At 70.4% G+C, this 24,148-nt stretch carries 24 protein-coding genes; 11 read left to right on the forward strand and 13 right to left on the reverse strand.

What is annotated here, in order from left to right; translation table 11 throughout:
• Positions 1-203 precede the first annotated feature (203 nt).
• The 5 genes from JOY88_RS05310 (at position 204) to JOY88_RS05330 (ending at position 3,871) form a co-directional block, all read left to right on the forward strand.
• The gene (locus tag JOY88_RS05310) at positions 204-698 is read left to right on the forward strand and encodes an aminoacyl-tRNA deacylase (RefSeq protein WP_293500984.1); all 495 of its coding nucleotides are present in this window, start codon (positions 204-206) and stop codon (positions 696-698) included.
• A 140-nt stretch (positions 699-838) separates the two neighbouring features.
• A complete protein-coding gene (locus JOY88_RS05315; RefSeq protein ID WP_293500986.1) occupies positions 839-1,843 on the forward strand; it encodes a PEP-CTERM sorting domain-containing protein in 1,005 nt (334 codons plus the stop codon).
• A gap of 125 nt (positions 1,844-1,968) precedes the next feature.
• Positions 1,969-2,625 carry a glycerol-3-phosphate 1-O-acyltransferase PlsY gene (gene plsY, locus JOY88_RS05320; RefSeq protein WP_293500988.1) on the forward strand — a complete coding sequence of 219 codons (657 nt, stop codon included), beginning with the start codon at positions 1,969-1,971 and terminating at the stop codon, positions 2,623-2,625.
• Positions 2,622-2,993, forward strand: a complete 372-nt coding sequence (locus JOY88_RS05325; RefSeq protein ID WP_293500990.1) for a RidA family protein — start codon at positions 2,622-2,624, stop codon at positions 2,991-2,993. Before plsY ends, JOY88_RS05325 begins: the two co-directional genes overlap by 4 nt.
• Before the next feature lie 98 nt (positions 2,994-3,091).
• Positions 3,092-3,871, forward strand: coding sequence for an oxygen-binding di-iron domain-containing protein (locus tag JOY88_RS05330; RefSeq protein WP_293500991.1), 780 nt, complete (start codon positions 3,092-3,094; stop codon positions 3,869-3,871).
• Between the two features lie 22 nt (positions 3,872-3,893).
• On the opposite strand, the gene JOY88_RS05335 is transcribed toward JOY88_RS05330, so the two are convergent.
• The 4 genes from JOY88_RS05335 to JOY88_RS05350 form a co-directional block, all read right to left on the reverse strand.
• Positions 3,894-5,909: a DEAD/DEAH box helicase gene (locus JOY88_RS05335; RefSeq protein ID WP_293500993.1), complete on the reverse strand. Its 2,016-nt coding sequence runs from the start codon at positions 5,907-5,909 to the stop codon at positions 3,894-3,896.
• A gap of 88 nt (positions 5,910-5,997) precedes the next feature.
• A complete protein-coding gene (locus JOY88_RS05340) occupies positions 5,998-7,248 on the reverse strand; it encodes a M56 family metallopeptidase (protein ID WP_293500995.1) in 1,251 nt (416 codons plus the stop codon).
• Positions 7,249-7,261: 13 nt separating this feature from the next.
• Positions 7,262-8,527 (reverse strand): M56 family metallopeptidase, encoded by a 1,266-nt coding sequence (locus tag JOY88_RS05345; RefSeq protein ID WP_293500997.1) that lies wholly within the window; start codon positions 8,525-8,527, stop codon positions 7,262-7,264.
• Positions 8,520-8,900, reverse strand: coding sequence for a BlaI/MecI/CopY family transcriptional regulator (locus JOY88_RS05350; RefSeq protein ID WP_293500999.1), 381 nt, complete (start codon positions 8,898-8,900; stop codon positions 8,520-8,522). The genes JOY88_RS05345 and JOY88_RS05350 overlap by 8 nt, the downstream gene beginning before the upstream one ends.
• Before the next feature lie 131 nt (positions 8,901-9,031).
• Here JOY88_RS05350 and ppk2 point away from each other — a divergent pair, with 131 nt between their 5' ends.
• Positions 9,032-9,937, forward strand: a complete 906-nt coding sequence (ppk2, locus tag JOY88_RS05355) for a polyphosphate kinase 2 (RefSeq protein WP_293501001.1) — start codon at positions 9,032-9,034, stop codon at positions 9,935-9,937.
• A gap of 21 nt (positions 9,938-9,958) precedes the next feature.
• Positions 9,959-10,327 carry a glutaredoxin family protein gene (locus JOY88_RS05360; RefSeq protein ID WP_293501003.1) on the forward strand — a complete coding sequence of 123 codons (369 nt, stop codon included), beginning with the start codon at positions 9,959-9,961 and terminating at the stop codon, positions 10,325-10,327.
• A gap of 73 nt (positions 10,328-10,400) precedes the next feature.
• Here the strand turns inward: JOY88_RS05360 and JOY88_RS05365 are convergent, their stop codons facing one another.
• From JOY88_RS05365 to JOY88_RS05390, 6 genes are all read right to left on the reverse strand, one after another.
• Entirely contained in the window at positions 10,401-10,676 is a 276-nt protein-coding gene (locus tag JOY88_RS05365; protein ID WP_293501004.1) for a hypothetical protein, read from the reverse strand.
• 284 nt (positions 10,677-10,960) lie between these two features.
• Positions 10,961-11,596 carry an L-threonylcarbamoyladenylate synthase gene (locus tag JOY88_RS05370; protein WP_293501005.1) on the reverse strand — a complete coding sequence of 212 codons (636 nt, stop codon included), beginning with the start codon at positions 11,594-11,596 and terminating at the stop codon, positions 10,961-10,963.
• Positions 11,596-12,459, reverse strand: coding sequence for a 3',5'-nucleoside bisphosphate phosphatase (locus tag JOY88_RS05375; protein WP_293501006.1), 864 nt, complete (start codon positions 12,457-12,459; stop codon positions 11,596-11,598). The genes JOY88_RS05370 and JOY88_RS05375 overlap by 1 nt, the downstream gene beginning before the upstream one ends.
• Before the next feature lie 45 nt (positions 12,460-12,504).
• Positions 12,505-14,313: a bifunctional diguanylate cyclase/phosphodiesterase gene (locus JOY88_RS05380; protein WP_293501008.1), complete on the reverse strand. Its 1,809-nt coding sequence runs from the start codon at positions 14,311-14,313 to the stop codon at positions 12,505-12,507.
• A 160-nt stretch (positions 14,314-14,473) separates the two neighbouring features.
• On the reverse strand, positions 14,474-16,195 hold the full coding sequence (recJ, locus tag JOY88_RS05385) for a single-stranded-DNA-specific exonuclease RecJ (RefSeq protein ID WP_293501010.1): 1,722 nt from the start codon (positions 16,193-16,195) through the stop codon (positions 14,474-14,476).
• Positions 16,192-17,067 (reverse strand): hypothetical protein, encoded by an 876-nt coding sequence (locus tag JOY88_RS05390; protein ID WP_293501012.1) that lies wholly within the window; start codon positions 17,065-17,067, stop codon positions 16,192-16,194. Before JOY88_RS05390 ends, recJ begins: the two co-directional genes overlap by 4 nt.
• A gap of 62 nt (positions 17,068-17,129) precedes the next feature.
• On the opposite strand from JOY88_RS05390, the gene ppk1 reads away from it, so the two are divergent.
• Positions 17,130-19,190, forward strand: a complete 2,061-nt coding sequence (gene ppk1 / locus JOY88_RS05395; protein WP_293501014.1) for a polyphosphate kinase 1 — start codon at positions 17,130-17,132, stop codon at positions 19,188-19,190.
• Positions 19,191-19,200: 10 nt separating this feature from the next.
• Positions 19,201-19,662 (forward strand): SixA phosphatase family protein, encoded by a 462-nt coding sequence (locus JOY88_RS05400; protein WP_293501016.1) that lies wholly within the window; start codon positions 19,201-19,203, stop codon positions 19,660-19,662.
• Positions 19,663-19,681: 19 nt separating this feature from the next.
• Here JOY88_RS05400 and JOY88_RS05405 read toward each other — a convergent pair whose 3' ends face one another.
• Positions 19,682-21,256: a Ppx/GppA phosphatase family protein gene (locus tag JOY88_RS05405; RefSeq protein WP_293501018.1), complete on the reverse strand. Its 1,575-nt coding sequence runs from the start codon at positions 21,254-21,256 to the stop codon at positions 19,682-19,684.
• Positions 21,257-21,316: 60 nt separating this feature from the next.
• Here JOY88_RS05405 and JOY88_RS05410 point away from each other — a divergent pair, with 60 nt between their 5' ends.
• Both JOY88_RS05410 and JOY88_RS05415 read left to right on the forward strand, forming a co-directional pair.
• Positions 21,317-22,180: a dienelactone hydrolase family protein gene (locus tag JOY88_RS05410; RefSeq protein WP_293501020.1), complete on the forward strand. Its 864-nt coding sequence runs from the start codon at positions 21,317-21,319 to the stop codon at positions 22,178-22,180.
• 69 nt (positions 22,181-22,249) lie between these two features.
• A complete protein-coding gene (locus tag JOY88_RS05415; RefSeq protein ID WP_293501022.1) occupies positions 22,250-23,032 on the forward strand; it encodes a ZIP family metal transporter in 783 nt (260 codons plus the stop codon).
• A 7-nt stretch (positions 23,033-23,039) separates the two neighbouring features.
• On the opposite strand, the gene JOY88_RS05420 is transcribed toward JOY88_RS05415, so the two are convergent.
• Both JOY88_RS05420 and JOY88_RS05425 read right to left on the reverse strand, forming a co-directional pair.
• Positions 23,040-23,573: a YcxB family protein gene (locus JOY88_RS05420; RefSeq protein ID WP_293501023.1), complete on the reverse strand. Its 534-nt coding sequence runs from the start codon at positions 23,571-23,573 to the stop codon at positions 23,040-23,042.
• A 118-nt stretch (positions 23,574-23,691) separates the two neighbouring features.
• The gene (locus tag JOY88_RS05425) at positions 23,692-24,126 is read right to left on the reverse strand and encodes a universal stress protein (RefSeq protein WP_293501024.1); all 435 of its coding nucleotides are present in this window, start codon (positions 24,124-24,126) and stop codon (positions 23,692-23,694) included.
• Positions 24,127-24,148: the final 22 nt, after the last annotated feature.

A 24,148-nucleotide genomic window follows, 5' to 3' on the forward strand; every position in this document is an offset into this window, starting at 1 on the left:
CTGCTTCGAACGCCTTGGATTGCACCGTCTGCGCGGGACGATCCGCCACTCCGGCAAAGCTCCTGTCAACGGGAGTTCTGCGTAATGCTGCGAGCCGACAGACCACTGGTAAGCCGTGTGCGGGAAATCCGCACGCACGGTTTGAAATGGGGCGTTGGCTCTGAATCTGGCCTTCGGGCCGTACCAGGAACCAACGTCTACCAATGAGCAAGAAGAGCAGCCATGTCAGCGAGACCCCTGCGACCCAGGCGCTGAAGCGCGCCGGCATCGCGTTCACCGAGCATGTCTACGACTACGTCGAGCATGGCGGCACGGCGGAATCGTCCAGGCAGCTGGGCGTCGAGGAGCATGCCGTCGTGAAGACGCTGGTCATGCAGGACGAGAAGGCCGAGCCGCTGATCGTGCTGATGCATGGCGACTGCACGGTCAGCCTGAAGGAGCTGGCGCGGCAGATCCCGTGCAAGAAGGTCGAGCCTTGCAAACCTGAGGTGGCGCAGCGCCACAGTGGCTACCAGGTCGGCGGGACCTCGCCCTTCGGCGTGCGCAAGGCCATGCCGGTGTACGTCGAGGCCAGCATCCTGGCGTTGGAGAAGATCTGCATCAACGGCGGCCGGCGTGGCTACCTGGTCGGCATCGGGCCCCAGGTGCTCGTCGATCTTCTGGGGGCCAGGCCCGTGCATTGCGCGCTCAGCGCCTAGCAGCGGGTTGTCGAAGGAAATTACATCGGGCTGCGATTATTTGATTGAATTGCTTATAAATCGAATTCAATCAATCACTTGTGATTCATGGCCTGAAAAATGCTTGGAGACTGGCGTGACCAGCTCACCAAGGAAACGCCATGAGATCCTTCACTCGTATCGCTGCGATCTGGGGCTTTGCCGCCGCTGCCATCGCCCTTTCGACGCCCGCCCAGGCCGGCCTGACGCTGACCGCGGCAGGCACCTCCAACGGCTTCTCGCTGTCGACCTTCGCTAACTTCAGCTCCATCACTGGCGGAGGCTGCTGCGGCGGGCCGTTCGGCATTGCAGTGAGCGGCGGCGGCAACGTGCTCGTGTCCGTCAGTGGCACGCGCTATGTCTTCAACAACGCAGACGGCCAGGTGCCGGGCAGTGCCCTGGGCACGACGGGCAGTTCGTCCAGCACGTCGGCCTATGCCCGCGCCGGCGGGCTGGCCTACGGCGCCGATGGGGGGCATTTCGTCCAGTTCAAGGACAACGGCACCGTCGACCATGTGCTGACGGGCGTGTCGCCCGGCCCCTACCTGGGCATGTGGGGCGCCCCCAACGGCCACATCATCGCGACCAGCGGTGCAGGCCTGATCGATATCGACCCGCTGGCGGCCGGCGGGGCCGGCAGCTTCCGTGTCATCAACGGCGCCTTCGGCGACGGCGTGACCGTCTCGCCCGACGGCCTGACCGCCTACCTCGAACAGTCGGGCGGCATCCAGGGCTACAGCATCGCCACCGGCGCCCCGGTCGGCCCGTTCATCAGCGTGCCGGGCAGCAGTGCCGACGGCACCGGCATGATCATCGGCGGCGCGCTGAACGGTGACCTGATCATCAACAACAACAACGGTGACGTCGACCTTTGGAACTTCGGCTCCAGCGTGATGACCAAGCTGGCCACCGGTGCCTCGCCGTTCGGTGCCGACCGCGGCGACTACGTTGCCATCGACACCAAGGGCTGCCTGTTCCTCGACGAGGGCAACCATGTCGACCGCCTGTGCCTCGCGGGGGCGAGCATCGGCGAGCCCAACGGCAACACCGTGCCCGAGCCGGTCTCCGCGGTGCTGGTCGGCGCTGCGCTGCTCGGTCTCGGCGCGGCCCGCCGCCGTCGCTTCTGACCGGACGCCAGCCCGCGAGTCCACCAGGCCCCGCACTGCGGGGCTTCTTGCATGCCGGCGGACTCGGGGACTTCCCCGGGGGCGACGTCGGCAGGGCAGGCGGTCGGCCAACGCACAATGACGGCATGCAAGAGACTCTCCTCCCCCTGCTTGCCGCGTTCGCCGGCTATCTGATCGGCTCACTGTCCTTCGCCGTCCTCGTCAGCCGTGCGATGGGCCTGTCGGACCCGCGCAGCTATGGATCCGGCAATCCGGGCGCTACCAACGTGCTGCGTTCGGGCAACAAGGCCGCAGCCATGCTGACGCTGATGTTCGACGCGCTCAAGGGTTACCTCCCCGTGCTGGCCGTGCTGGTCTGGGGCCCGCGCCTAGGGCTGGGGGAGGGCACGGCCGCGATGGTGGGCCTGGCCGCCTTCCTCGGCCACCTGTGGCCAGTGTTCTTCCGCTTCAAGGGCGGCAAGGGCGTGGCCACGGCTGCCGGCGTCATTTTTGCGCTCAACCCCCTGCTGGGCGTGGCAACGCTGGCGACCTGGCTCATCATCGCCGGGTTCAGCCGCTACTCGTCGCTGGCCGCCATCGTGTCGGCCGCGTTCGCACCGATGTATCAGTTGCTCATTTGGGAAGCCGGCCCTACGGCACTGGCCCTCATCATCATGGGCTTGCTGCTGGTGTGGCGCCACCAGGCCAACATCCAGAAGCTGCTGGCCGGCACCGAGAGCAAGCTCGGGCAGAAGGCCGCAGCACCTCACGTCAAACCCACCAAGACCCGGAAGAAAGCATGACCGCCTCCACCCCCTTCTCCACAACAGTCGAACGTTTCGACATCGGTGCCCGCCTGTCGGAGATGGCCGTCCACAACGGCGTCGCCTACCTGGCCGGCCAGGTGCCCGAGGATGCCGGCGCCGACATCACCGGCCAGACGGCCCAGGTGCTTGCCGCCATCGACAAGCTGCTGGCACGCGCCGGCACTGACAAGAGCCGCATCCTGATGGCGCAGATCTTCCTGGCCGACCGCGCAGACTTCCCCGGCATGAACGCGGCCTGGGATGCCTGGGTGTCCGCAGGCCACACGCCGCCGCGCGCCACCGTCATCGCCGGCCTGGCACGGCCGGAGTGGAAGGTGGAGATCGTCGTCACGGCGGCGGTCTGAGCGTTTTGCGGGGCCGAATGCCCCGGGATTGATCCGCGACAAGCCACCGCCCGTTCGGTGGCACTAGCCTGCCGGTCTTCCAACGAGGGGCCGCCAGCGTGTCGATCGAATTGTTCCGCCAGGGGCGGCATGTGTGCGTCATGTTCTGCCGCCTGGGCGAGGAGGGCGGCGAGGCTGTGCAGGCCAACCAGTTCCTGCTCGTCAACGGCGACACCGGCGCCATCCTGGACCCCGGCGGCAACATCGCCTACAACGAGCTCTACCTCGGCATGTCGGCGTTCTTCGCGCCGCACAAGCTCGCCGCCATCCTGGCCTCGCACGCCGACCCGGACATCATCGCGTCGCTGGACCGCTGGATGACGGCCACCGAGGCGCCCGTCTACATCTCGCGCGTCTGGGAGCGCTTCGCACCGCATTTCTGCAAGCCCGGCAAGACGGCCGGCCGCATCATCGGCCTGCCCGACGCCGGTGAGCGCCTGTGGCTGGGCCGCGGCGCCGAGCGCTTCGAGCTGTGGGCGCTGCCGGCGCATTTTCTGCACGCCGAGGGCAACTTCCAGTTCTACGACCCGGTCAGCCGTATCCTGTTCTCCGGCGACCTCGGCGCCTCGATGGGCGCCGGCCTCGACCCCGAGCGGCACGTCGCGTCGCTGGCCGCGCACATCCCGCGCATGGAGGGCTTCCACCGCCGCTACATGGTCGGCAACAAGGTGCTGCGCCTGTGGGCGGCCATGGCGCGCCGGCTCGACATTGCCATGATCGCGCCCCAGCATGGCGCGCCCCTGGTGGGCGCTGCGGTGGGCGAGTTCATCGACTGGGTGGAGCAGCTGGAATGTGGCATCGACCTGTTCGGGCCGGCCAACTATCGCGTGCCAGACTGAGGCCGCAGCGCCCGCGGCCGCATCAGTCCGGTCCATGGGCGCGCCGGCGCCAGAACTCGGTGTCGAACAACTGCTGAGCGCCGGTGGCCGCGTTGATAAGCCAGAACTGCCGGCCGTCCGGGCTCACGCGCGACACCTCGCCGCTGTGCCGCCCCGCCGTCACGCGCAGTCCGACAGCATTGGCCGGGAAGCCGGGGTGGCGTGCCAGTTCCAGCAGCGGCTGCGCGTCCCGGCCGTCGGCCGCGAGCCGCAGCTTCTGCATCAGCGGCGCGAGCAGCGCGCCCGCCGCATCAGCGGGCGATACGAACAGCACCAGCTTGGCCTGCGCGCGGCTCAGCGCCACGTTGAGCAGGCGCTGCGCCTCCTCGCCTTGCAAGAAGGGCTGCGCGCCGTCCGCCGGGTCGAACAGCACCACCGGCGCCTCGCTGCCCTGGGCGCGGTGCACGGTGCTGACCCGCAGAGCCTCCGGCACGCCGCGGGCGCGCAGGCATTGCCGTATGAGTGCCCGCTGCGCGCGGAACGGCGTCAGCACGATCAGCTCGTCAGGTGTCCAGGCACCGCTGTCCAGTGCATCGGCGGCGAGCGACGCGATGGCCTCGGCCGACTCACGCCGCACCGGCCCGCGCTCATGGGCAGACCAGCCGCCGTCGCGCACGACGCGGTGCACGTGCAGCTGCGTCTCCGGCCCGATGTCGGACAGCGCCCGGTGCCGGGCGGCCCGCCAGGCGGCGGACGCCTGCGCGTCGGCCGCCACGCGCAGCGCGCCGTCGTAGAACAGCTGGCTGACAAGGTTACCGATGGGCGCCGCCATGCGCGACTGTTCGTCCAGCAGCGCCACCGACGCGCCGGCTCGCGGCATCTCGGCAAAAGCCGAGCGCCCCAGCCAGCGCCGCGCCAGCCGGTCGTCGCTGCGCAGCACGGGCGACAGCTGCTGGGGGTCGCCGGCGAACAGGCGCGCGCGGCCCAGCGGCATCAGTGCCAGCGCATGGGCCAGGCTGACCTGGCTGGCCTCGTCGAACACCAGCAGGTCGAAGGGCGGTTCGCCTTCGGCGCCGAGCTCACGCAGCGACTTCAACGTGAAGGCGGCGCGCGTGGTCGTCATGCTGGCCAGGCGGCAGCGCTGCAGTACCTTCAGCGATGCGCTGCGCAGCTCGTCGCGCAAGGCCTCGACGCGATCCGCCCAGGCCTTCAGCGCGGCGGCGTCACGGGCCGACGGCCGCTGGCTCTCGGCGCGCGCCAGGCGGGAGATGAGGTTGTGGTCCTGCGTGGGCAGCAGGTGCTCGCGGCCTTCGTAGGCCGCCGCATCGAAGCGGGTGCCCAGCCGCTGCACCTGCGGCCGGCAATGCTCGCGCCGGCCTTTCTGCAGCGCCTTGTCGACGGCCAGCGTCGCCAGATCCACCGCATGGTTGGTGGTGGACAGCAGCAGCACGCGGGCCTCGGGTCGCGTGTCCAGGTACTCGGCCAGCAGCACGCCCAGCGTCGTCGTCTTGCCCGTGCCCGGCGGCCCCCACAGGAAGGCGCTGCTGCGGCCTACCAGCGCGAGCGCCTCTCGCTGCGCCTGGCGCAGCCAGCGGAAGGGGGTGCCCGTCAGCATCGGGCCGGCGTCGACCGGTCGCGGACGGCCCAGGTCGGGCAGGCAGGCCAGCGCGCGCTCGGCCCAGGGCGTGTCCCACCAGGCGTCGGCCACGGCGTTCAGGAAGCGCGTGGGATACAGGCGGATCAGCCCGCCGCTGGACGGGGGCACGCTGCTGGCGTTCTGCAGCACCAACTGGTCGTCCTCGGCCACGACGGCCAGCACGCTGGCGCCGCCTTTGGCGGGACCGCCCCACCAGGCGCTTGCGCCATCCAGGCTGTCGTCCAGCAGCGCCTGGGCCGACGCCGCGCCGGGCCGCTGGCCTTCGGCGAACACATACCCGGGCTCCAGCGTCACCCGCCACAGCGTGCCGTCGCGTTCGCTGTGCAGCACCTTGAAGTCGTAGTACTCGGGCGTGGCCGACAGCTCGGCGTTCAACGCCGAGCGCACGTCGGCAAGGCTCATCACGGGAGAGGGGAGCGGATTCGGGAGGCGGCACTGTAGCGGCTGACCGGCGCGCCCGACCCCGCCCCGGTCAATGCCCGGACCTTGATCAGCTCCGTGGCATGGTGGCGGTCGGCGGCGGCGGTTGATAGTCGGCCGGCAGCTCGGTGGGTGTGAGCTCCAGCACGAACCTTTCGTTCGGGTTGGCGCCATTGATCTCGACGCGCGCCGTCTCGCCCCAGGCGGATGCCAGGCTGGGATGGCCCAGCTCCATGGCGGGGTCACCGACGCTGATCCGCGTCTTGATGAAGGCCGTCCCATCTTGTTTCTCGGGCCAGAGCGAGATCCATAGCGGTTGCGTTGTCCAACCGGGCTTGTCGGCCTTGACCGCATTGAATCGAAGCATCAGGCGCTCACCGCTGCGGCCAATCAGGCTGGATCTGAGGGTGGTCTTCTGGCCAGGCTCGCTGAGCACCAGCGCCAGCTGCATGCGGATGTAGCCCCTGTCCGCCGTCGCCGGGATTGCGCCGGCATAGGCCAGCGCCGACAAGCTCGTGATGGCGAGCAGCAATGGCAGTGCACGGCGGCGTGTCAGCGGCATGGGACGGTTCAGCATGGCAATCCTTTCAACCAAAGGGTGGGAACTGCCCCAGCGGCTTGCCAGCGGCGCGCCCAGGGCGTTGAGTCCATGCGCCGCCAGCAGCGCGCGGGCATAGGTGGTCGCCGCGCCGGGCCGGCCGGCCAGCACGGCCGCATCGCAGGCGAGTTCCTGGTCCGCGTGCATGCGCCGCGCGGCCCACCAGGCCAGCGGGTTCCACCAGTGCAGGGCCGTGATCGCGCAGGCAAGCAGGTTCCAGAGGTTGTCCAGCCTGTCCCGGTGGACATGCTCGTGGGCGATGACCAGTTCGCGTTCGGCGGCGTCGAAGCGTGTCTCGAAGTCCAGCGGCAGCGCAAGGCGCGGGCGCAGCAGGCCCACAAGGGCCGGGCTGCTGCCCGCCGGCAGGCGATCGCCCAGGCAGGCAAGCCGGTACTGCCGGCGCGTTTGCATCAGCGCGACCAGCGCTGCGCCTGTGAGCCACAACGCCAGCCACGGCGCGGCCTGGTTGCGGGTGGGCCGGGGCAGTGCGGGCAATGCAGCCGGGGTGCCGCCGCCGGCTGCCTGCACGACGAGGCGCAGCGGCTCCTGGGCCGGCCGCGGCAGCGCGGGCGTCAGCAGCAGCACCGGGACCAGCAGCCAGGCGGCGTAGACGACGCCGGCACCCAGCCATGTCAGCAACGGGCGCAGGGCCCACAGCAGGGCGATGCCCAGGCTCAGCAGCAGGGCCTGCCGCAGCAGGACGGTGAGCAGCGCGTCGGTCATGGCCTGGCCCTCTCTAGCGAGTGCCGGGCTGGGCCTGCGGCTGCGGCAGCGGGTCGGTCAGCACGCTGGCCTTGCGGCGCATCAGCAGGTCGGGGCCTCCACTGGCCGAAGCCACGCGCCGTTCGGTCCAACTGCCCTCGGCCACGTTGTCCGCATGGACCGCGCCGCGCCGCAGGGGCGTGCCGTCCTGGGACATGGTGACCAGCCTGATCTGCCCGGGCGCGGTGACCGTGGGGAAGATGACGAGGTCCCAATGCAGCGCGTCGGGCGTGTCGCGCTGGAAGCTGACGGCGGTCGGGAGCCCGGCCTCGGTGATGAGGCGCATGGTCTTGCCCATGGGGATGGGCGCGGAGCCATCGCGCGGCATCAGGCTCAGCTCCAGCTCGATGCCGACCTGGGGCGCGTCCGTCTTGCCGGGAGCCTCGCTGGCTTGAGCCGCCCAGGCCAGGGTGCTGGTCAGCAGCAGCCCGGCGGCCAGCAGTGCCGCATGGCGGCGGGTCATGGGGCGGGGACGGTTCAGCATGGAAATCCTTTCGACAAGGGGGTGGATGGTGATCCAGCGGCTGGCCAGCGGCGCCGCGTGATCGTTGAGGTCATGGGCGGCCAGCAAGGCTTGGGCGTAGACGCCGCGCGCCTCGGGTTCGCGGGCCAGCACCGCCGCATCACAGGCCAGCTCCTGGTCGGCGCGCAGGCGGCGGAGCGCCCACCAGGCCAGCGGGTTCCACCAGTGCAGCGCCACGATGAGGGTGGCCAGCAGGGACCAGAGGTTGTCCAGCCGCTGCAGGTGCATCTGTTCGTGGGCCAGCACCAGGCGCTGCTGTGCCGGCGTGAAGCGCTGTTCGAAGTCGGTCGGCAGCACGATGCGGGGGCGCAGCAGGCCCACCAGCGCCGGGCTGCTGCCGGCGGGCAGGCATGTCCCTTGGCCTTCCAGCTTGCGCTGCCTCCGCCATTGCGCCAGCAGCGTCAGGGCCGTGCCCGCCAGCCAAAGCAGCATGCCGATCTGGGGCCAGTCGGAGCCTAGCGCGGCGGCCGCCGCCGGCATGGGCGAGGTCGCAGCGGTGCTGCTGAGTTCGGCGGCCTGCAGCATCAGCCGCACCGGCTCCTGCGCCGGGCGAGGCAGTGCTGCGGTGACCAGCAGCAGAGGGATCAGCAGCCATGCGGCGTAGGTCACGGCCGGACCGGCGCGATTCAGCATGGGGCGGGCCACGGCCAGCAGGGCGATGCCCAGGCTCAGCAGCAGGGCCTGCCGCAGCAGGGCGCTGAGCAGCGCGTCAGCCACGCTCCTGCTCCTCCAGCAGCGCCTTCAGCGCCACGAGATCGTCGGCGCTGAGCTTGCGCTCCGATGCGAACTGCGCCACCAGCGGCGCCAGCCGTCCGCCGAACAGGCGGTCGATCAGCGACAGGCCTGCGTCGGCCACCCAGGCATCCTCAGGGACGGCGGGCGCGTACAGGAAGCGCCGGCCGTCGCGTTCGGCGGTCACGGCGCCCTTCTTCAGCAGGCGGTTCAGCAGCGTCTTCACGGTAGCGAGCTGCCAGCCCTGCTGGACCCTAAGCGCCGCGGCGATCTCGTCGGCGGCCTGCGGGGCGCGCTGCCAGAGCTGGCGCATGACCTGGGCCTCGGCGTCGCTGATGGGGGGCGGTGGCTTGTTCATGATTACACATGTAAACGTTGACTAATGATTACGCTTGTAAACGATGCCGTCAAGTGAGGGTTTGTCATAGCCGGGCCATGTCGCCGGCCTAGGGTGGCGGCCAGGGCCGCCGTCGCGGCCGGGAGCATCTCGTGAGCCATGTCGACGACGAACTGGTGAAGCGCATTCACCGCGACCTGCAGGACGATTTCGACGAGGAGCTGGAGCTCGAACTCGAAGACCGCGACTACGGCGCCATGCCCAGCGACGTGACCGCCGACGCCGCCCTGGAGCGCAGGCACTACTTCCGTGAGCTGTTCCGGCTGCAGAGCGAGCTGGTGAAACTGCAGGACTGGGTCGTGCACACCGGCCACAAGGTCGTCATCCTGTTCGAGGGCCGCGACGCGGCGGGCAAGGGCGGCGTCATCAAGCGCATCACGCAGCGGCTGAACCCGCGCGTGTGCCGCGTCGCCGCGTTGCCGGCACCCAACGACCGCGAGCGCACGCAGTGGTATTTCCAGCGCTATGTGTCGCATCTGCCGGCGGCCGGCGAGATCGTGCTGTTCGACCGCAGCTGGTACAACCGCGCCGGCGTCGAGCGCGTGATGGGCTTCTGCACGGACGAGCAGTACGAGGAGTTCTTTCGTTCCGCGCCGGAGTTCGAGCGCATGCTGCAGCGCTCGGGCATACAGCTCATCAAGTACTGGTTCTCGATCAGCGACGACGAGCAGCGCATCCGCTTCATGAGCCGCATCCACGACCCGCTCAAGCAGTGGAAGCTCAGTCCCATGGACCTGGAGTCGCGCCGTCGCTGGGAGGCCTATACCTCGGCCAAGGAGGTGATGCTGGAGCGCACCCACATCCCCGAGTCGCCCTGGTGGGTGGTGCCGGCAGACGACAAGAAGCGCGCGCGGCTGAACTGCATCAGCCACCTGCTGTCGCAGATGCCCTATCGGGAGGTGCAGCACGCCGACATCGAGCTGCCCGCGCGCGAGCGCCGCGAGGACTACATCCGGCATCCGGTGCCGGACAACCTCATCGTGCCCGAGGTGTACTGACGTCCGCCTAGGATGCGGGGCATGTCACTGCCCCCACGCTCACTGTTCGTCGTCATCGCGCTGGCCGCCGCGGCCTCCTGGGCCTGGCGTGGGCATGTCGCTGCCGAAGACGGCGAGCGGCTGGCCCGGCAAGCGCAGCCGGGCGACATCCGCATGATCTCGTCCGAGACCTGCGGCTGGTGCACGGCAGCGCGGCGGTGGATGACGCAGGAAGGCATCGCGTTCGACGAGTGCTTCGTCGAGCGCGATGCGCAATGCCTGGCCGACTACCAGGCGCAGGGCGGCATGGGCACGCCCACGCTGGTCGTGCGCGGCCACACGGTGCTGGGCTTCGATCGGACCCGCATCCTTGAGATCCTGGGACGGGCCGAGCCGAGTCGTCAGCGCTGACTCAGCAGCGCTGGCGGCTCGGCTCGGCGGCGGTGCAGGAAGGCGTCATTCGCATGTTGGGAAGGCATCCGGCTCAGGCGCGCTTGGTCGTGGTCTTGGCGGCGGCCAGCGTCTGGCGCAGCAGCGTGGCTTCGCTGTAGCCGACCACCACGACGCGCGGCAGCTGGGCGACTTCGCGCTGGGCGTGGCCGGTCACGACGACGCGGGGCAGCTGGGCGACTTCGCGGGTGGCCTTGCCTGTGACGACGACGCGCTCCAGCTTGACGACCTCCTGCGGTGCGGCATGGGCTGCGGCGGAGAAGGCCAGGGCGGCGGCGACGGCGGCGAAGAGGGTGGCTTGCTTGCTCATGATGGACTCCGTTCGGTGGGTTGCGAACTGCGTGATTGCTGGTTCGATGGAGTCAGTTTCGGCAATGGATCCGCCCGCTTCCACGTGCCTGCGATCAAGCGCGGGCTGCGCTGGATGAACTGCGGGCGCGGCGGATGAACTGCGTGGAGTGGAAGTGCCCCGGCTCGGCCCCGCCCCGCGGGACGCTGGCCGGCGGCTCGGTCCCCCGGGGGCATCGCCCGGATGGGCCGGCCGGCGTACGGCCCGTGGGTTTCAGGTGCGGCGGATGAGCCGCCGCCCGGCCTTCAGTCGAGCTGCAGGCCAAGCCTGGCGAGGTCGCCGCGCCCCTGGCGCACCAGCATGGGTTCGTCGCCCTGGCTCAGGTCCAGCACCGTGGTCGGCTGGGCCGGGCAGGCGCCCGCGTCCAGCACGAACTGGAGCTGCCGGTCCAGCCGCTCGCAGACGGCGGCGGCGTCATTCATCGGCTCGCTGTCGCCGGGCGGGATCAGCGTGGTCGATAGCAGCGGTTCGCCGAACAGGGCCAGCAGGTCCTGGGTGACCTTGTGGTCGGGCACCCGCAGGCCTATGGTGCGCCGGCTGGGGTGCGACAGGCGGCGCGGCACTTCCTTGGTGGCCGGCAGGATGAAGGTGTAGGCCCCGGGCGTGGCGAGCTTGAGCAGACGGTACTGGCGGTTGTCCACCATCGCGTAGTTGGCCAGTTCGGACAGGTCGCGGCACAGCAGCGTCAGGTGGTGCTTCTCGTCCACGCCACGCACGCGGCGCAGCGCCTCGGCGGCAGCCTTGTCGTCCAGGCGACAGACGAAGGCATAGCTGGAGTCCGTCGGGATGGCGCCGATGCCGCCGGCCTGCAGCATCTGGACGCATTGGCGCAGGAAGCGCGGCTGCGGGTTGTCGGGATGGACTTCGAAGAGCTGGGCCATCAGTGGTGAATCCGCTCGGCAAGTGCTGCCCACACCGGCGTCAGCCGGCCCGCCAGCGGCGGCAGCGTGCCGAGGTCGACCCGGCTTTCCTCGGGGCTGTGGAAGTCCGAGCCCCGCGAGGCCAGCAGGCCGAACTCGATGGCCGTGTCGGCGTAGCGGCCGAACTCCGCCGCCGTATGGCTGCCGGTGACGACCTCGATGCCGCGCCCGCCATGGGCCATGAACTCGGTGATCAGCGCGTACTCCTCGGTGGGCGTGAAGTCGTAGCGGCCCGGATGGGCGATGACGGCGATGCCGCCGGCGCGCGTGATCCAGCCCACCGCGTCCTTCAGCGACGCCCACTTGTGCGGCACGAAGCCCGGCTTGCCATCGGTCAGGAAGCGGCGGAACACCTCGGGCACGTCGTTGCAGAAGCCGCCGTCGACGAGGAAGCGTGCAAAGTGGGTGCGGGAGATCAGCTCCGGGTTGCCGACGTACTTCAGCGCGCCCTCGAAGGCACCCGGGATGCCCACCTGGGCCAGGCCGGCCGCCATCTCGCGGGCGCGCGACTCGCGGCCGCCGCGGGTGGCGCGCAGGCCCTCGACCATCTCGGGCGCTCGGTGGTCGAAACCCAGGCCGACGATGTGGACGACACGGCCGGCGAAGGTCACCGATATCTCGGTGCCGGTCAGGTAGGGCAAGTCCAGCGCCCGGGCGGCATCGATGGCGCGCTGCTGGCCGCCGATCTCGTCATGGTCCGTCAGCGACCACAGCTCCACCCCCGCGGCCTTGGCGCGTCCGGCCAGGGCCTCGGGCGTCAGCGTGCCGTCCGAGACGACCGAGTGGCAGTGCAGGTCGGCGTTGAGCGTGGTGGCGAGGTTCACGCCCGGATTGTGTCAGCCCCGCCATCTCCGGGCGGTTGGCATTGTTTACGCCACGAGCAGGGGCGGCTGGCGACGGTCGACGAAGAAGCGGCTGCCGCCGACGCAGCCCTTGGCCACGCGCTTGGGCTCGGCCAGCGCGGCGCTCAGCGCCCGCGCGTTCTCGAAATGCCCCGGCAGGTGCAGCACGGCGCCGGCCGAGATCGTCGGCAGCGGATGGAAGCTGGGTTGGTTCTGGCGGTTCAGCGTCTCGTAGCCGCCGGCGGCCAGGTGCTCGGCCGAGAAGAAACTGCGCACGCCGGCGTCGAAGGCTTCGCAGATGCGCGCCAGCCGGCCCTCCCAGTCGGCGCTGCTGAGCACCATGACGAAGTCGTCGCCGCCAATGTGGCCGACGAAGTCGACCTGCGGGTCTGCGGCCTGGGTCAGCACGCGGGCGGCCAGGCGGATGATGTCGTCGCCGATCCGGTAGCCATAGACGTCGTTGAAGGGCTTGAAGTGGTCGATGTCCCAGACCACGGCGACGAAGGTCTCGCCGGCCTCGATGAGGCAGTCGAGATGATGGTCTATGGGCACGTTGCCGGGCAGCAGCGTCAGCGGGTTGGCGTAGCGGGCCGCGTGCACCTGCAGGTCGGACACGGCCTTGAGCAGGTCGGAGCTGCGGCCCGAGCCGAAGTAGGTGCCGTCGCGCGTGACGATGAAGCCGTCGATCAGCAGGCGCTCGTCGAGGTTGGCCAGCGCGTCGCTCATCGCCCGCAGCGGCGTGGCGACGTCCACCACCAGCGGGCTGGCGTCCATCAGCTCGACGCAGCTGTGCTTCTCGAAGATGTCCATGAAGTAGCGCTCGGTGCTGCGCTTGAGCACGTGCAGCGAGCGCAGCACGCCGATGGGGCGCTGCTGCTCGTCCAGCACCGGGATGGCAAGCAGTTGCTCGTCGGCGTGGAAGAGGTCGATGATGCTGCGGCAGCTGGTGGCGGCCGTGACGGTCAGGCCGCGGCGCGCGAGCTGGCCGGCGCTGGTGATGGCGCCCTGGGACAGCGGCAGCGCGAGGTCGTTCTGCAGCAGGCGCGGCTGGGCCACGGTGGCCAGGCGGCCGCTCCACTGCGCGCTCAGCGACGCACGTGGCGTGGCGCTCGGGCGGGCGAACAGATAGCCCTGGCAGATGGTGAGGCCCAGGCGCCGCAGCACATCGAGGTCGGGCTCCTGTTCCAGGCCTTCGGCGACGACCTCGCAGCCGCTGGTGGCGGCCATCTCGACGATGGAGCGCACGAACTGCTGCTTCAGCGGCTCCTGCGCGATGCCGTCGATGAAGTGGCGGTCGGTCTTGACGAAGTCGGGCCGCATTTCCATCCAGCGGCGCAGCGACGCGAAGCCCTCGCCGAGGTCGTCCAGTGCGACGCGAAAGCCCCGCTCGCGCAGTGCCTGCAGTGCGTCGTCCAGCTGGGCGATGTCTTCGATGGGGCGGGTCTCGGTCAGCTCGATGACGACGCGCGACGTGGGCAGGCCCAGCTCGAGCAGATCCGCGGCCAGCACGCCGGCATGCTGGCGCGCGCCGACCAGCGTGTCGGCGGTGACGTTGAGGAACAGCAGGCCCGGCAGCCGCAGGGCCTTGAAGCGCTGGACGGCGCGCCGGATGATGAGATGCTCCAGCTCGACGAGACGGCCCAGGCGGGCGGCGGCTTCGAACAGCACCAGAGGCGAATGCAGGGGGCCGTTGGCCGGCGCGCGGGTCAGGGCCTCGTAGCCGTAGATCTCGGCGCGGTCGATGGCGACCAGGGGCTGGAAATGGATGTCGAAGCTGCGCTGCTCGATCAGGCGATCGAGCGCGGCGGCTAGGGGATCGGGCGCGGTGGCGCGCATGCAGGGCTCCGGGTCGGCTGGCAGCGCCGATTCTTGGAAGCGCCCATGACAGTCCGGTGACCGGCGGTGGCGGGCCGCGCGGTCCCGCCAACTCCGTCACGCCCCGCGGGCCTGGCGCCAAGCCGGCCTCAAGCCGAGGCGATGCCTTGGACGAGGGCCCTCAGGTGCAGGCCTCGATGACGTACTGGATGCGCTGCTGGCCCTGCCATTCATCCAGGCTGAGGCGATAGGCCAGCGTGGCCCGCTCGGGCAGCATGTCGATGTGGTTGAACCAGATCGCGTCGATGAGGCGGCCGGCCTGGCGCAGGCGCAGCTTCAGGTGCTTCTCGCCCACCAGCCGTTGCGAGACCAGCTCGAAGCGGTCGCAGAACACCGGCGGCTCGAAGCCCTGGCCCCAGACCTGGGCGTCCAGCAGCCGCGCGGTCTCGGGCGTCGCGGCCTCGGCGGGCAGGGCGCCGTCGTGGCGCAGCGTGCGGGTCAGGTCCTGCTCGTTCAGCCATTCCTCGGCGACGCGGGCCAGCGCGAGCGCGAAGCGGTTCACGTCGTCGATGGCCAGCGTCGCGCCGGCGGCCATCGCATGGCCACCGAACCTGGCCAGAAGCTCGGGCTCGCGCTTTGCGACCAGGTCCAGGGCGTCGCGCAGGTGAAAGCCGGGGATGGAGCGGCCGGATCCCTTCAGCTGGCCGTCGGCGCCGCGCGCGAACACGAAGGTGGGGCGGTGCACGCGGTCCTTGATGCGGGAGGCGACGATGCCGACGACCCCCTCGTGGAAGTCGGCGTCGAACAGCGCGACGGCCGGCGGCAGCGCGCCTTCGAGGGCTTTGATGAGGCCGTCCAGCCGTGCTTCGGCCATCTCGCGCATGCCGCTTTCGATCTCGCGGCGCTCGCGGTTGATGGCGTCGAGCTGCGTGGCGAGCTGCAGCGCGCGCTCGGGGTCGTCGGTGGTCAGTGTCTCTATGCCCAGCGTCATGTCGGCCAGGCGGCCGGCGGCGTTGATGCGCGGGCCCAGGGCGAAGCCGAGGTCGAAGCCCTGGGCCTTGCTGGCGTCGCGCTTGGACGCGCTGAACAGCGCCATCACGCCCGGCTGCGCGCGACCGCTTCGCATGCGCCTGAGTCCCTGTGCGACGAGGCGGCGGTTGTTGGCGTCGAGCTTGACGACGTCGGCCACGGTGCCCAGCGCCACCAGGTCCAGCAGGCCATCCAGGCGCGGCACCTCCGTGAAGGCGCCGCGCGCGCGCAGCTCGGCGCGCAGGCCCATCAGCACGTAGAAAGCCACGCCCACGCCGGCCAGGGACTTGCTCGCGAACGTGCATCCCGGCTGGTTGGGGTTGACGATGGCCTCGGCCTCGGGGATGACGACGGCGCCATCGACGAGGGCGGGCAGGTGGTGGTCGGTCACCAGCACCTTCAGGCCCTGCGCCCGCGCATGCGCCACGCCGGCCAGGCTGGCGATGCCGTTGTCCACCGTGACGAGCAGGCCGGGCTGCTGCTCCAGCGCCAGGTCGACGATGGTGGGCGTGAGGCCGTAGCCGTGCACGGCCCGGTCGGGAACGACGTAGCCGAGCTGCCCGGGGTGCGCGCCCAGCAGGCGCAGGCCGCGCAGCATGACGGCGCAGGCGGTGGCGCCGTCGCAGTCGTAGTCGGCCACGATGACGATGCGCTCACCGTGCTGGATGGTGTCGGCCAGCAGGCGCCCGGCATCGGCCAGGCCCTTCAGGTCGGTGGGGGGCAGCAGCTGGGCCAGGCTCTCGTCCAGCTCGGCCACTTCGCGCACGCCGCGCGCGGCCAGCAGCCGGGCCAGCAGCGGCGCGACGCCCGCCTGCTCCAGCGCCCAGGCCGTGCGCGGCGGCACGTCGCGTTCGACCAGCCTCGGTGCGTTCACAAGGCCTCCAGCATGGCGGCCGCGTCGGGAGCCTTCAGGCGGCGCTTGAGCCTCTCCACCAGCGGCAGGGGCCGCGCCGTGAAGCGGCGCGCGAAGCGTTCGCCACACAGCGTGAGACTGCTCAGCTCCTGGGCCAGCGGGCCGGCGTCCAGCCGCTGCCAGGCCTCGGCCCAGGCGGCGAGGTCGCCGTTCAGCAGCGGCTCGGTCAGGCGGACGTCCACGGTCACGCCGGCCGGGCGGCCATTGGCGCGGCCGATGTCGCCCAGCCACACCGAGTTGATCGCATGCTCGCCGCGCGCCTCGCGCTCGGCGTTGAGGGCGTGGCCGTGCAGCAGCATCTGGGCCTCGTTCTGCCAGCGCCGCAGCGTGCGCGCCTCGGGCAGCCAGGGCTCGATGGGCCGGCCGGCGGCGCGCTCGATGCTGGCGGCGCTCAAGCCGTCCAGCGCCGTTGCGTGACCGATGGCCCAGCGCGTCGCGTCCAGCAGCCGCCATTGCCAGCCCTCGGCCGTGGGCCAGAGTTCCTGCAGCAGGGCTGCGAAGCGGGCCGCGTCGGACTCCGACAGGTGCAGCGCCGCCGGCGGCAGCATGTCGACGCCGTCCGTGCCGACAGCCAGGTGCACGGGCGTCATCAGCGCCCAGGCCAGTTCGGCATCGGCCTCCACGGCCCAGGCGGCCGCACTGGGCTGGGCCTGGCCGCGCAGCGCCGCCAGCGCCAGCTGGTGCGGCGGCTGGGGCGAGAACTCGTCGCTGCCCCAGGTCTCGGCTGGGCTGAGGCGGGTCAGCTGGGTCGTTAGGTTCGGCAATTGCAGTGCGCCGAAGGCATGCCGCGCGGCCTCGTCAAGCGCGCCGGCATGGGGAATCATCAGGTGCATGGTCCGGATTATCCCGGGGGGCATTCAACCCGTTGTCACACAAGCTTCATACACTTTTGTTCATGACCAACCCGACGCCGTTGAAGCTGCTCAATCGCGAACAAGCCATCCTCGAGTTCAACCGCCGCGTGCTGGCCCAGGCCCAGCGCGAGGACGTGCCGCTGCTGGAGCGGCTGCGCTACATCTGTATCGTGTCGAGCAACCTGGACGAGTTCTTCGAGGTGCGCTTCGCCGACATGCTGGAGGCCGCGCGCGACCCGCTCAGCACCGTGACGGGCCAGGACGTCGACCGCGTCGGCCGTGCGGCGCACACGCTGATCGACGAGCAGTACCACATCTTCAACGAGCAGCTCACGCCGCTGCTGTTGAAGCAGCGCATCGTCATCCTCAACCACGCCGACCGCGACGAGGCGCAGCGGCGCTGGGTGCAGAAGTTCTTCGAGCGCGAGGTGCGGCCGCTGCTGGTGCCCGTGGGGCTGGACCCGGCCCACCCCTTTCCGCAGGTGGCCAACAAGTCGCTGCACTTCATCGCCCGGCTTTCGGGCAAGGATGCCTTCGGCCGCGACAACCGCATCGCCATCGTCAAGGTGCCGCGAGTGCTGCCGCGCGTCATCAAGCTGCCTGCCAGCCTCAGCGACAACCGCCAGGCCTATGTGCTGCTGACCAGCGTCATCCGCGCCCACCTGGAGGAGCTCTTCCCCGGCCGCAAGGTGGAGGCCTTCTCGCAGTTCCGCGTCACGCGCGACTCCGACCTGGAGGTTGACGAGGAGGAGATCGCCAACCTGCGCCATGCGCTGCGTTCGGGGCTGACGACGCGCCACTTCGGCCGCGCGGTGCGGCTGGAGGTCGTCAATACCTGCCCGGCCGAGCTGTCGGAGTTCCTGCTGGAGCAGTTCGGCCTGCCCAACGCGGCGCTGTACCGCGTCAACGGGCCGGTCAACCTGGTGCGCCTGAACGAGCTGATCGACCAGACCGAAGCGCCGGAGCTGCGCTTCCAGCCCTTCGAGCCGGCCTGGCCGACGGGCCGGCTGCCGCGCCACAAGTCCATCTTCGAGCGTCTGAAGAAGAGCGACGTGCTGCTGCACCATCCCTTCGAGAGCTTCGAGCCCGTCGTGCAGATGCTGCGCGAGGCGGTGGCGGACCCGGACGTGCTGGCCATCAAGCAGACCATCTACCGCACCGGCGCAAAGTCCGAGCTGATGGACCTGCTCATCGAGGCGGCGCGGCGCGGCAAGGAGGTCATGGCCGTCGTGGAGCTGAAGGCGCGCTTCGACGAGGAGGCCAACATCAACTGGGCCGAGCGGCTGGAGGCGGTGGGCGCGCAGGTGGTGTACGGCATCGTCGGCTACAAGACCCATGCCAAGCTGCTGCTGGTGATGCGGCGCGAGAACGGCAGGCTGCGCCGCTACGCCCATGTATCGACCGGCAACTACAACCCCAAGACGGCGCGGCTCTACACCGACCTGGGGCTGCTGACGGCCGATGCCGACCTGACGGCCGACGCCGACTCGGTGTTCCGCCAGCTCGCGTCGCTGGGCAAGTTCAAGGCGCTGCGGCGCATGCTTCTGGCGCCGTTCAACATGCACAGCCGCATGATGGAGCTACTGGCCCAGGTCGAGGCGGCCGCGCTGGCCGGCTACAAGGGCGCCCGCGTGGTCGTGAAGATCAATGCGCTGACAGATGCCGAACTCATCCACGGCCTGCTGCGTACCGCCCAGGCCGGCGCCAGGATTGACCTCATCGTGCGCGGCGCCTGCATGCTGCCGCCGGGCCTGCCGGGCATCAGCGACCACATCGTCGTGCGTTCCGTCGTCGGCCGCTTCCTGGAGCATTCGCGCGTCTGCTATTTCCGCTGGGCCGAGGCCAAGGGGGACGACGACGGCGAAGCGCTGTTCCTGTCCAGCGCCGACTGGATGAGCCGCAACATGTTCCGCCGCATCGAGGTGGCCTGGCCGGTGCTGGATCCCAAGCTGCGCCAGCGCGTCATCGACGAGGCGCTGCAGCCCTATCTGCACGACACCATGGACGCCTGGCAACTGGGCCCCGATGGCCGCTCGGTGCGGGTCGACGCCAAGGGCACGGTCAGTGCGCAGCAGGCGCTGATGCGGCGCTATTCCGAATAGGAGCGCGGTGATGGACCTGATCCTGTGGCGCCATGCCGAAGCCGAGCTCATCGCCCCTGGCCAGGACGACTTGCAGCGCGCGTTGACGCCCAAGGGTGAGCGCCAGGCCCGGCGCATGGCGGCCTGGCTCAACCACCGGCTGGCGGCGACGACGCGCGTGCTCGTCAGTCCGGCGCTGCGCTGCCGCCAGACGGCCGAGGCCCTGGGGCGCGAGGCGCGCATCGTGCCGGCCATCGCGCCGGATGCGCCCATCGCGGCCCTCATCGGGGCCTCGCGCTGGCCCAGGGCCAGCGAGCCGGTGCTGATCTGCGGGCACCAGCCGACGCTGGGCCGCCTGGCCGCGCGGCTGCTGGCCGGTGTAGAGCAGGACTGGGCCGTCAAGAAGGGCGCCGTCTGGTGGCTGCGCTGGCGCCAGCGCGACGGCGAGCCCGAGGTCACGCTGCACGCGGTACAAGGGCCCGACGCCCTGTGACCCGCGCACCGCGCTGAGCTCAGGCCACCGAGAGCTCCAGCAGGTCGGTGCGGGCCCAGGCCTCCGCCTCTTCCTTCAGCAGGAAGCGTGTGCGCGCCTGGCCCTCGGACCAGCTCTTGGGGCTGCGCAGCGTCAGCTGCCGGCCGTCGCGCCGGAGCATCGGGCCGGTGCCCTGCACCGGCGTGCGCGCATGGCAGAGGATGACGGCCAGGCGCAGCGCGACGATCTGCTCCAGCAGTGCCGGGTCGGCCAGCTGGGGCTCCAGCTTGCGCAGGCCGCCGCGCTGGCCCAGGGCCAGTGCGCCAAGGCGCTGCAGCTGATTGGTCGAGAAGCCCGGCGCGTCCACGTGGGCGATCAGGTAGGCGCTGTGGCGGTGGTGGTCGTGGTGCGACACCAGCATGCCGATCTCGTGCAGGGCCGCGGCCCAGCGCAGCTCGCGCAGCAGCTCGGCCGACGGCTTGGGCGCGAGGTGGCGGTAGAGCCGTTCCGCCTGGGCTGCGACGCGTTCGGCCTGGGCCACATCGACGCCGAAGCGCAGCTGCAGCTCGGCGACCGATGCGCCGCGCGGGTCGCGCGCGCCGCTGGGCTGCAGGCGCTCGGCCAGGTCGAAGATGACGCCCTGGCGCAGCGCGCCCTTGGTGGGCAGCAGCTCGTCGATGCCGAACTGGGTCAGCAGCGTGTAGAGGATGCACAGGCCGCCCGCGACGACGGGACGGCGGTCGTCCTTCAGGCCGGGCAGTTGCAGCTTGTCCTGCGAACCGGCGGCGATGCAGCGCTCGATGCACCAGCGCAGCGCGGCGGGTGTGATGCGGCCGTCCGTCTGTCCCGCGGCGGCGAGGATCTGCGACACCGCGCCGACCGTGCCCGACGAGCCCAGCGCCTCCTGCCAGAGCTCGGGGCGGAACAGCGTCAGCGCCTCCTCCAGCTCGGCGCCGGCCGCGACCTGCGCAGCGCGGAAGGCCTCGGCGGTGTAGCGGCCCTCGCCGAAGAAGCGCAGCGACAGGCCCACGCTGCCGACGCCGAAGGACTCGGCCAGCAGCGGCTTGCGGCCGCGGCCGAGGATCATCTCGGTGGAGCGGCCGCCGATGTCGATGACGAGGCGGGGTTGGTTGGACGGCTGCAGGCGCGCGACGCCGGCGAAGATCATGCGGGCCTCCTCGCGGCCGGCGATCACTTCGACGGGGTGGCCCAGCACCGCCTCGGCGCGGGCCAGGAAGGCGTTGCGGTTGCGGGCTTCGCGCAGCGTCTGCGTCGCGACGGCGCGGATGCGCTCGGGCGGGATGCCGACGAGCTGGTCGCCGAACCCCTTCAGGCAGGCCAGGCCGCGCTGCATGGCCTCTTCGGTCAGCATGCCCTGGGCATCCAGGCCGGCGCCCAGGCGCACGCTCTCCTTGATGTAGCTGACGCGCTGGTAGCGTTCGCCGGTCAGGCGGGCCAGCTCCAGCCGGAAGCTGTTGGAGCCGATGTCGATGGAGGCCCAGAGCTGGTGGCCCGGCGCCCGCGGGACCAGGCCCCGTCCCACCCGTCCCCCGAGAGAGGGCGGCCGCGCGGAGGCGTTGCTGCGTCGGCTGGCGGAATCGGGGCGCGTCGTCATGGACGCGGATTGTCGGGGCAAAATTTGACGCCCCCTTCGCAACCTCCCTCAGGAGATGCCATGTTGAAAGAAGAGATCGACAGCCTGACGCCGTCCCGCGACTTCAGTCGCCGCAGCTTCGTGCAGACGACGGTGGGCAGTGGCTTCGCGGCCGCCGTGCTGCCGGTGACGGCGCAGACCATCACGACCGACACGGCGGGCCTGGAGGCCGGCAGCGTCGACATCCCGGTGGGCGACTTCCAGATGCCCGCCTACCGCGCCGCGCCCGCGGGCCGCAAGAACCTGCCTGTCGTGCTGGTGGCCAGCGAGATCTTCGGCGTGCACGAGCACATCGCCGACGTCTGCCGGCGCTTCGCCAAGCAGGGCTATCTGGCCATCGCGCCCGAGCTCTTCGCGCGCCACGGCAACGCCGGTGCCTACGCCGACATCCCCAAGCTCATCAGCGAGGTCGTCAGCAAGGCGTCCGACGCCCAGGTCAACGGCGACCTCGATGCCGCCGTCGCCTGGGCCGCGGCCCACGGCGGCGACACCGGCAAGCTTGGCATCACCGGCTTCTGCTGGGGTGGGCGCGCGGTCTGGTCCTATGCGGCGCACAACCCCAGGCTGACGGCGGCGGTGGCCTGGTATGGCCCGGTGGCGCGCAGCTATCACGCCGGCGACAAGACCGTCATCGAGCGCGCCGCCAGCATCAAGGCGCCGGTGCTGGCGCTGTATGGCGCGGCGGACGGGGGCATCCCGGTCGAGACGCTGACGCAGCTGGAAGCCGCGCTGAAGGCCGCCGGCAATACCAGGTGCGAGTTCGTCGTCTACCCCGACACGCCGCATGCCTTCCACGCCGATTACCGGCCCAGCTACCGCAAGGCGGCGGCCGAGGACGGCTGGGCGCGCTGCCTGGCCTGGTTCAGGACGCACGGCGTCGCTTGACAGCTCTGCTACGCTGATCGGGTTCGGGCCGCAGTCCATGGCTGTGGCCCGTTGCTTTTGCCGGACCCCATGACCCTTCTCTACATCGTGCTCGCCACCTTCGCGGGCGGGCTGCTATCGGTGCTCGTCGCCGCCAGCCTGACCGTCGGCGTGCTGACCCGCCTCGTGAAGAGCCTCGTCAGCCTGTCGGCCGGCATCCTGCTGGGTACCTCGCTCTTGAACGTGCTGCCCGAGGCCTTCGAAAGCCGCACGGCCCAGCCGCAGACGCTGTTCGCCGTGCTGCTGGGCGGCCTGCTGTTCTTCTGGCTGCTCGAGAAGGTGGAGCTCTACCGCCATGTGCACCACCACGAGGGCGATGGCCACCACCATCACCACCACTTCGATGCCGAGCAGGCCGGCCGCGGCGGGCTGACGGTGCTGGTGGGCGACAGCATCCACAACTTCTGCGACGGCGCCATCATCGCGGCCGCCTTCCTGGCCGACACGCGGCTGGGCTTCGCGACGGCGCTGGCCATCGTGGCCCACGAGATCCCGCAGGAGGTGGGCGACTACATCGTGCTGTTGAACGCGGGCCTGTCGCGCGCCAAGGCGCTGCTGTTCAACGCCATCTCAGGCATGGCCTCGGTGGTGGGCGGCGTGCTGGGCTATTTCCTGATCGGCAGCTTCGACGGCGTGCTGCCCTATCTGCTGGTGCTGGCCTCCAGCAGCTTCATCTACATCTCGGTGGCCGACCTGCTGCCCCAGCTGCAGCAGCGCCTGGCTTGGCACGAGACGCTGGCCCAGGTGCTGTGGCTGGTCGTGGGCCTGGCGGTGGCCCTGGGTGTGGCCACCATGCTGCACGGCTCGCATTGATGCGCCGTCATGCCGGCCGGATGCCGGCTGTCCAGGCGTCGAAGCGCCGTCGCTCGCCAGCGCTGAAGCAGCGGTACGGCAAGGGCATCGCGCCTCTTCGGGTCGCGACCAGATAGGCACCGCTGTAACGGTGCAGGGCGGCAACCTCGTTCCACGGCAATGTCAGGACGCCGCTACGGCTGCGGCGGGTCAGGCGCTGCCCATCGATCTCGAAACGGCAGCTGCCGATGCGCCATCTCTTCAGGAAGAAGATCGGCGGTATCAGCAGCGCCAGCATCAGCCGGATGCACAGGCCCTGGCGCTCGTGGGCCAGGCCTCGCTCGGCCAGCACGGTCGACAGGTGCTCGTGGACGACGGCGATGTACTCGCGCAGGCCGTAGTCGACGGTGAACCGGATCGGCGGGTGGGTCGTGCCCGGCGCGGGTGTCGCGATGCCGGGCGCCGCCGCCAGCGCGGGCAGGGCTGGCCGGGTCTGCCGGACCGAGTGTTCGGCAACAGGCCTCGAGTCGGTGACGGGCCTGGGATGGAAGAAGCTGAACATGCAGCCCATCTCGAGCGGCTGCCTCGGAGCTCAAGAGAGGGTTTTCACCCTGCCGCGCGGTGAGCGGCGGGGAGGGGCGGCGATTGGTCGCCAGCCCCGTTTCAGGTGCCGGGAGAGATCATTTGACGATCAGTACCGGCAGATTGGTGTGCGTCAGCACCTTCTGCGTCTCGCTGCCCAGCAGCAGCGCGGCGACGCCGCGGCGGCCATGCGAGGCCATCACGATGAGGTCGACACCCTCGGCCTTGGCATGGTCGATGATGGCCTCCCAGGCGTGCAGGGCCTCGACGGTGTGGGCCTTGCAGGACAGGCCCTGGGCCGCGGCCGTCGCGCTGACGGCCTCGACGCGCTGGGTGGCGACGCGCTGCTGGGCGTCGATGAACTCCTGCGGCGGCACGGGCTGGATCTCGGAGACCGCGCTGTAGGGGAAGGGCTCCATGACGCTTAGCGTCAGCAACTGGGCGCCATGCACCTTGGCGAGCTGGATGGCGGTGTTGACCGCGTTGGCGGTGATGTCGGAGCCGTCCGTGGGAACGAGGATGCGTTTGAACATTCTGTCCTCCAGTCGTCGTTGC

This window comes from Roseateles sp. (assembly GCF_019237615.1).
In the GTDB taxonomy this organism is placed as follows: domain Bacteria; phylum Pseudomonadota; class Gammaproteobacteria; order Burkholderiales; family Burkholderiaceae_C; genus Pelomonas.

What these genes read in the sequence shown, in the direction of transcription:
- JOY88_RS05410 (WP_293501020.1), top strand. Translation starts at nt 21,317, where the DNA reads ATGTTGAAAGAAGAGATCGACAGCCTGACGCCGTCCCGCGACTTCAGT.
- ppk1 (WP_293501014.1), top strand. Translation starts at nt 17,130, where the DNA reads ATGACCAACCCGACGCCGTTGAAGCTGCTCAATCGCGAACAAGCCATC.
- JOY88_RS05405 (WP_293501018.1), bottom strand. Translation starts at nt 21,256, where the DNA reads ATGACGACGCGCCCCGATTCCGCCAGCCGACGCAGCAACGCCTCCGCG.
- JOY88_RS05390 (WP_293501012.1), bottom strand. Translation starts at nt 17,067, where the DNA reads ATGCACCTGATGATTCCCCATGCCGGCGCGCTTGACGAGGCCGCGCGG.
- JOY88_RS05310 (WP_293500984.1), top strand. Translation starts at nt 204, where the DNA reads ATGAGCAAGAAGAGCAGCCATGTCAGCGAGACCCCTGCGACCCAGGCG.
- JOY88_RS05350 (WP_293500999.1), bottom strand. Translation starts at nt 8,900, where the DNA reads ATGAACAAGCCACCGCCCCCCATCAGCGACGCCGAGGCCCAGGTCATG.
- JOY88_RS05340 (WP_293500995.1), bottom strand. Translation starts at nt 7,248, where the DNA reads ATGACCGACGCGCTGCTCACCGTCCTGCTGCGGCAGGCCCTGCTGCTG.
- JOY88_RS05365 (WP_293501004.1), bottom strand. Translation starts at nt 10,676, where the DNA reads ATGAGCAAGCAAGCCACCCTCTTCGCCGCCGTCGCCGCCGCCCTGGCC.
- JOY88_RS05400 (WP_293501016.1), top strand. Translation starts at nt 19,201, where the DNA reads ATGGACCTGATCCTGTGGCGCCATGCCGAAGCCGAGCTCATCGCCCCT.
- JOY88_RS05370 (WP_293501005.1), bottom strand. Translation starts at nt 11,596, where the DNA reads ATGGCCCAGCTCTTCGAAGTCCATCCCGACAACCCGCAGCCGCGCTTC.
- plsY (WP_293500988.1), top strand. Translation starts at nt 1,969, where the DNA reads ATGCAAGAGACTCTCCTCCCCCTGCTTGCCGCGTTCGCCGGCTATCTG.
- JOY88_RS05325 (WP_293500990.1), top strand. Translation starts at nt 2,622, where the DNA reads ATGACCGCCTCCACCCCCTTCTCCACAACAGTCGAACGTTTCGACATC.
- JOY88_RS05380 (WP_293501008.1), bottom strand. Translation starts at nt 14,313, where the DNA reads ATGCGCGCCACCGCGCCCGATCCCCTAGCCGCCGCGCTCGATCGCCTG.
- JOY88_RS05360 (WP_293501003.1), top strand. Translation starts at nt 9,959, where the DNA reads ATGTCACTGCCCCCACGCTCACTGTTCGTCGTCATCGCGCTGGCCGCC.
- JOY88_RS05415 (WP_293501022.1), top strand. Translation starts at nt 22,250, where the DNA reads ATGACCCTTCTCTACATCGTGCTCGCCACCTTCGCGGGCGGGCTGCTA.
- JOY88_RS05315 (WP_293500986.1), top strand. Translation starts at nt 839, where the DNA reads ATGAGATCCTTCACTCGTATCGCTGCGATCTGGGGCTTTGCCGCCGCT.
- JOY88_RS05420 (WP_293501023.1), bottom strand. Translation starts at nt 23,573, where the DNA reads ATGTTCAGCTTCTTCCATCCCAGGCCCGTCACCGACTCGAGGCCTGTT.
- JOY88_RS05425 (WP_293501024.1), bottom strand. Translation starts at nt 24,126, where the DNA reads ATGTTCAAACGCATCCTCGTTCCCACGGACGGCTCCGACATCACCGCC.
- JOY88_RS05335 (WP_293500993.1), bottom strand. Translation starts at nt 5,909, where the DNA reads ATGAGCCTTGCCGACGTGCGCTCGGCGTTGAACGCCGAGCTGTCGGCC.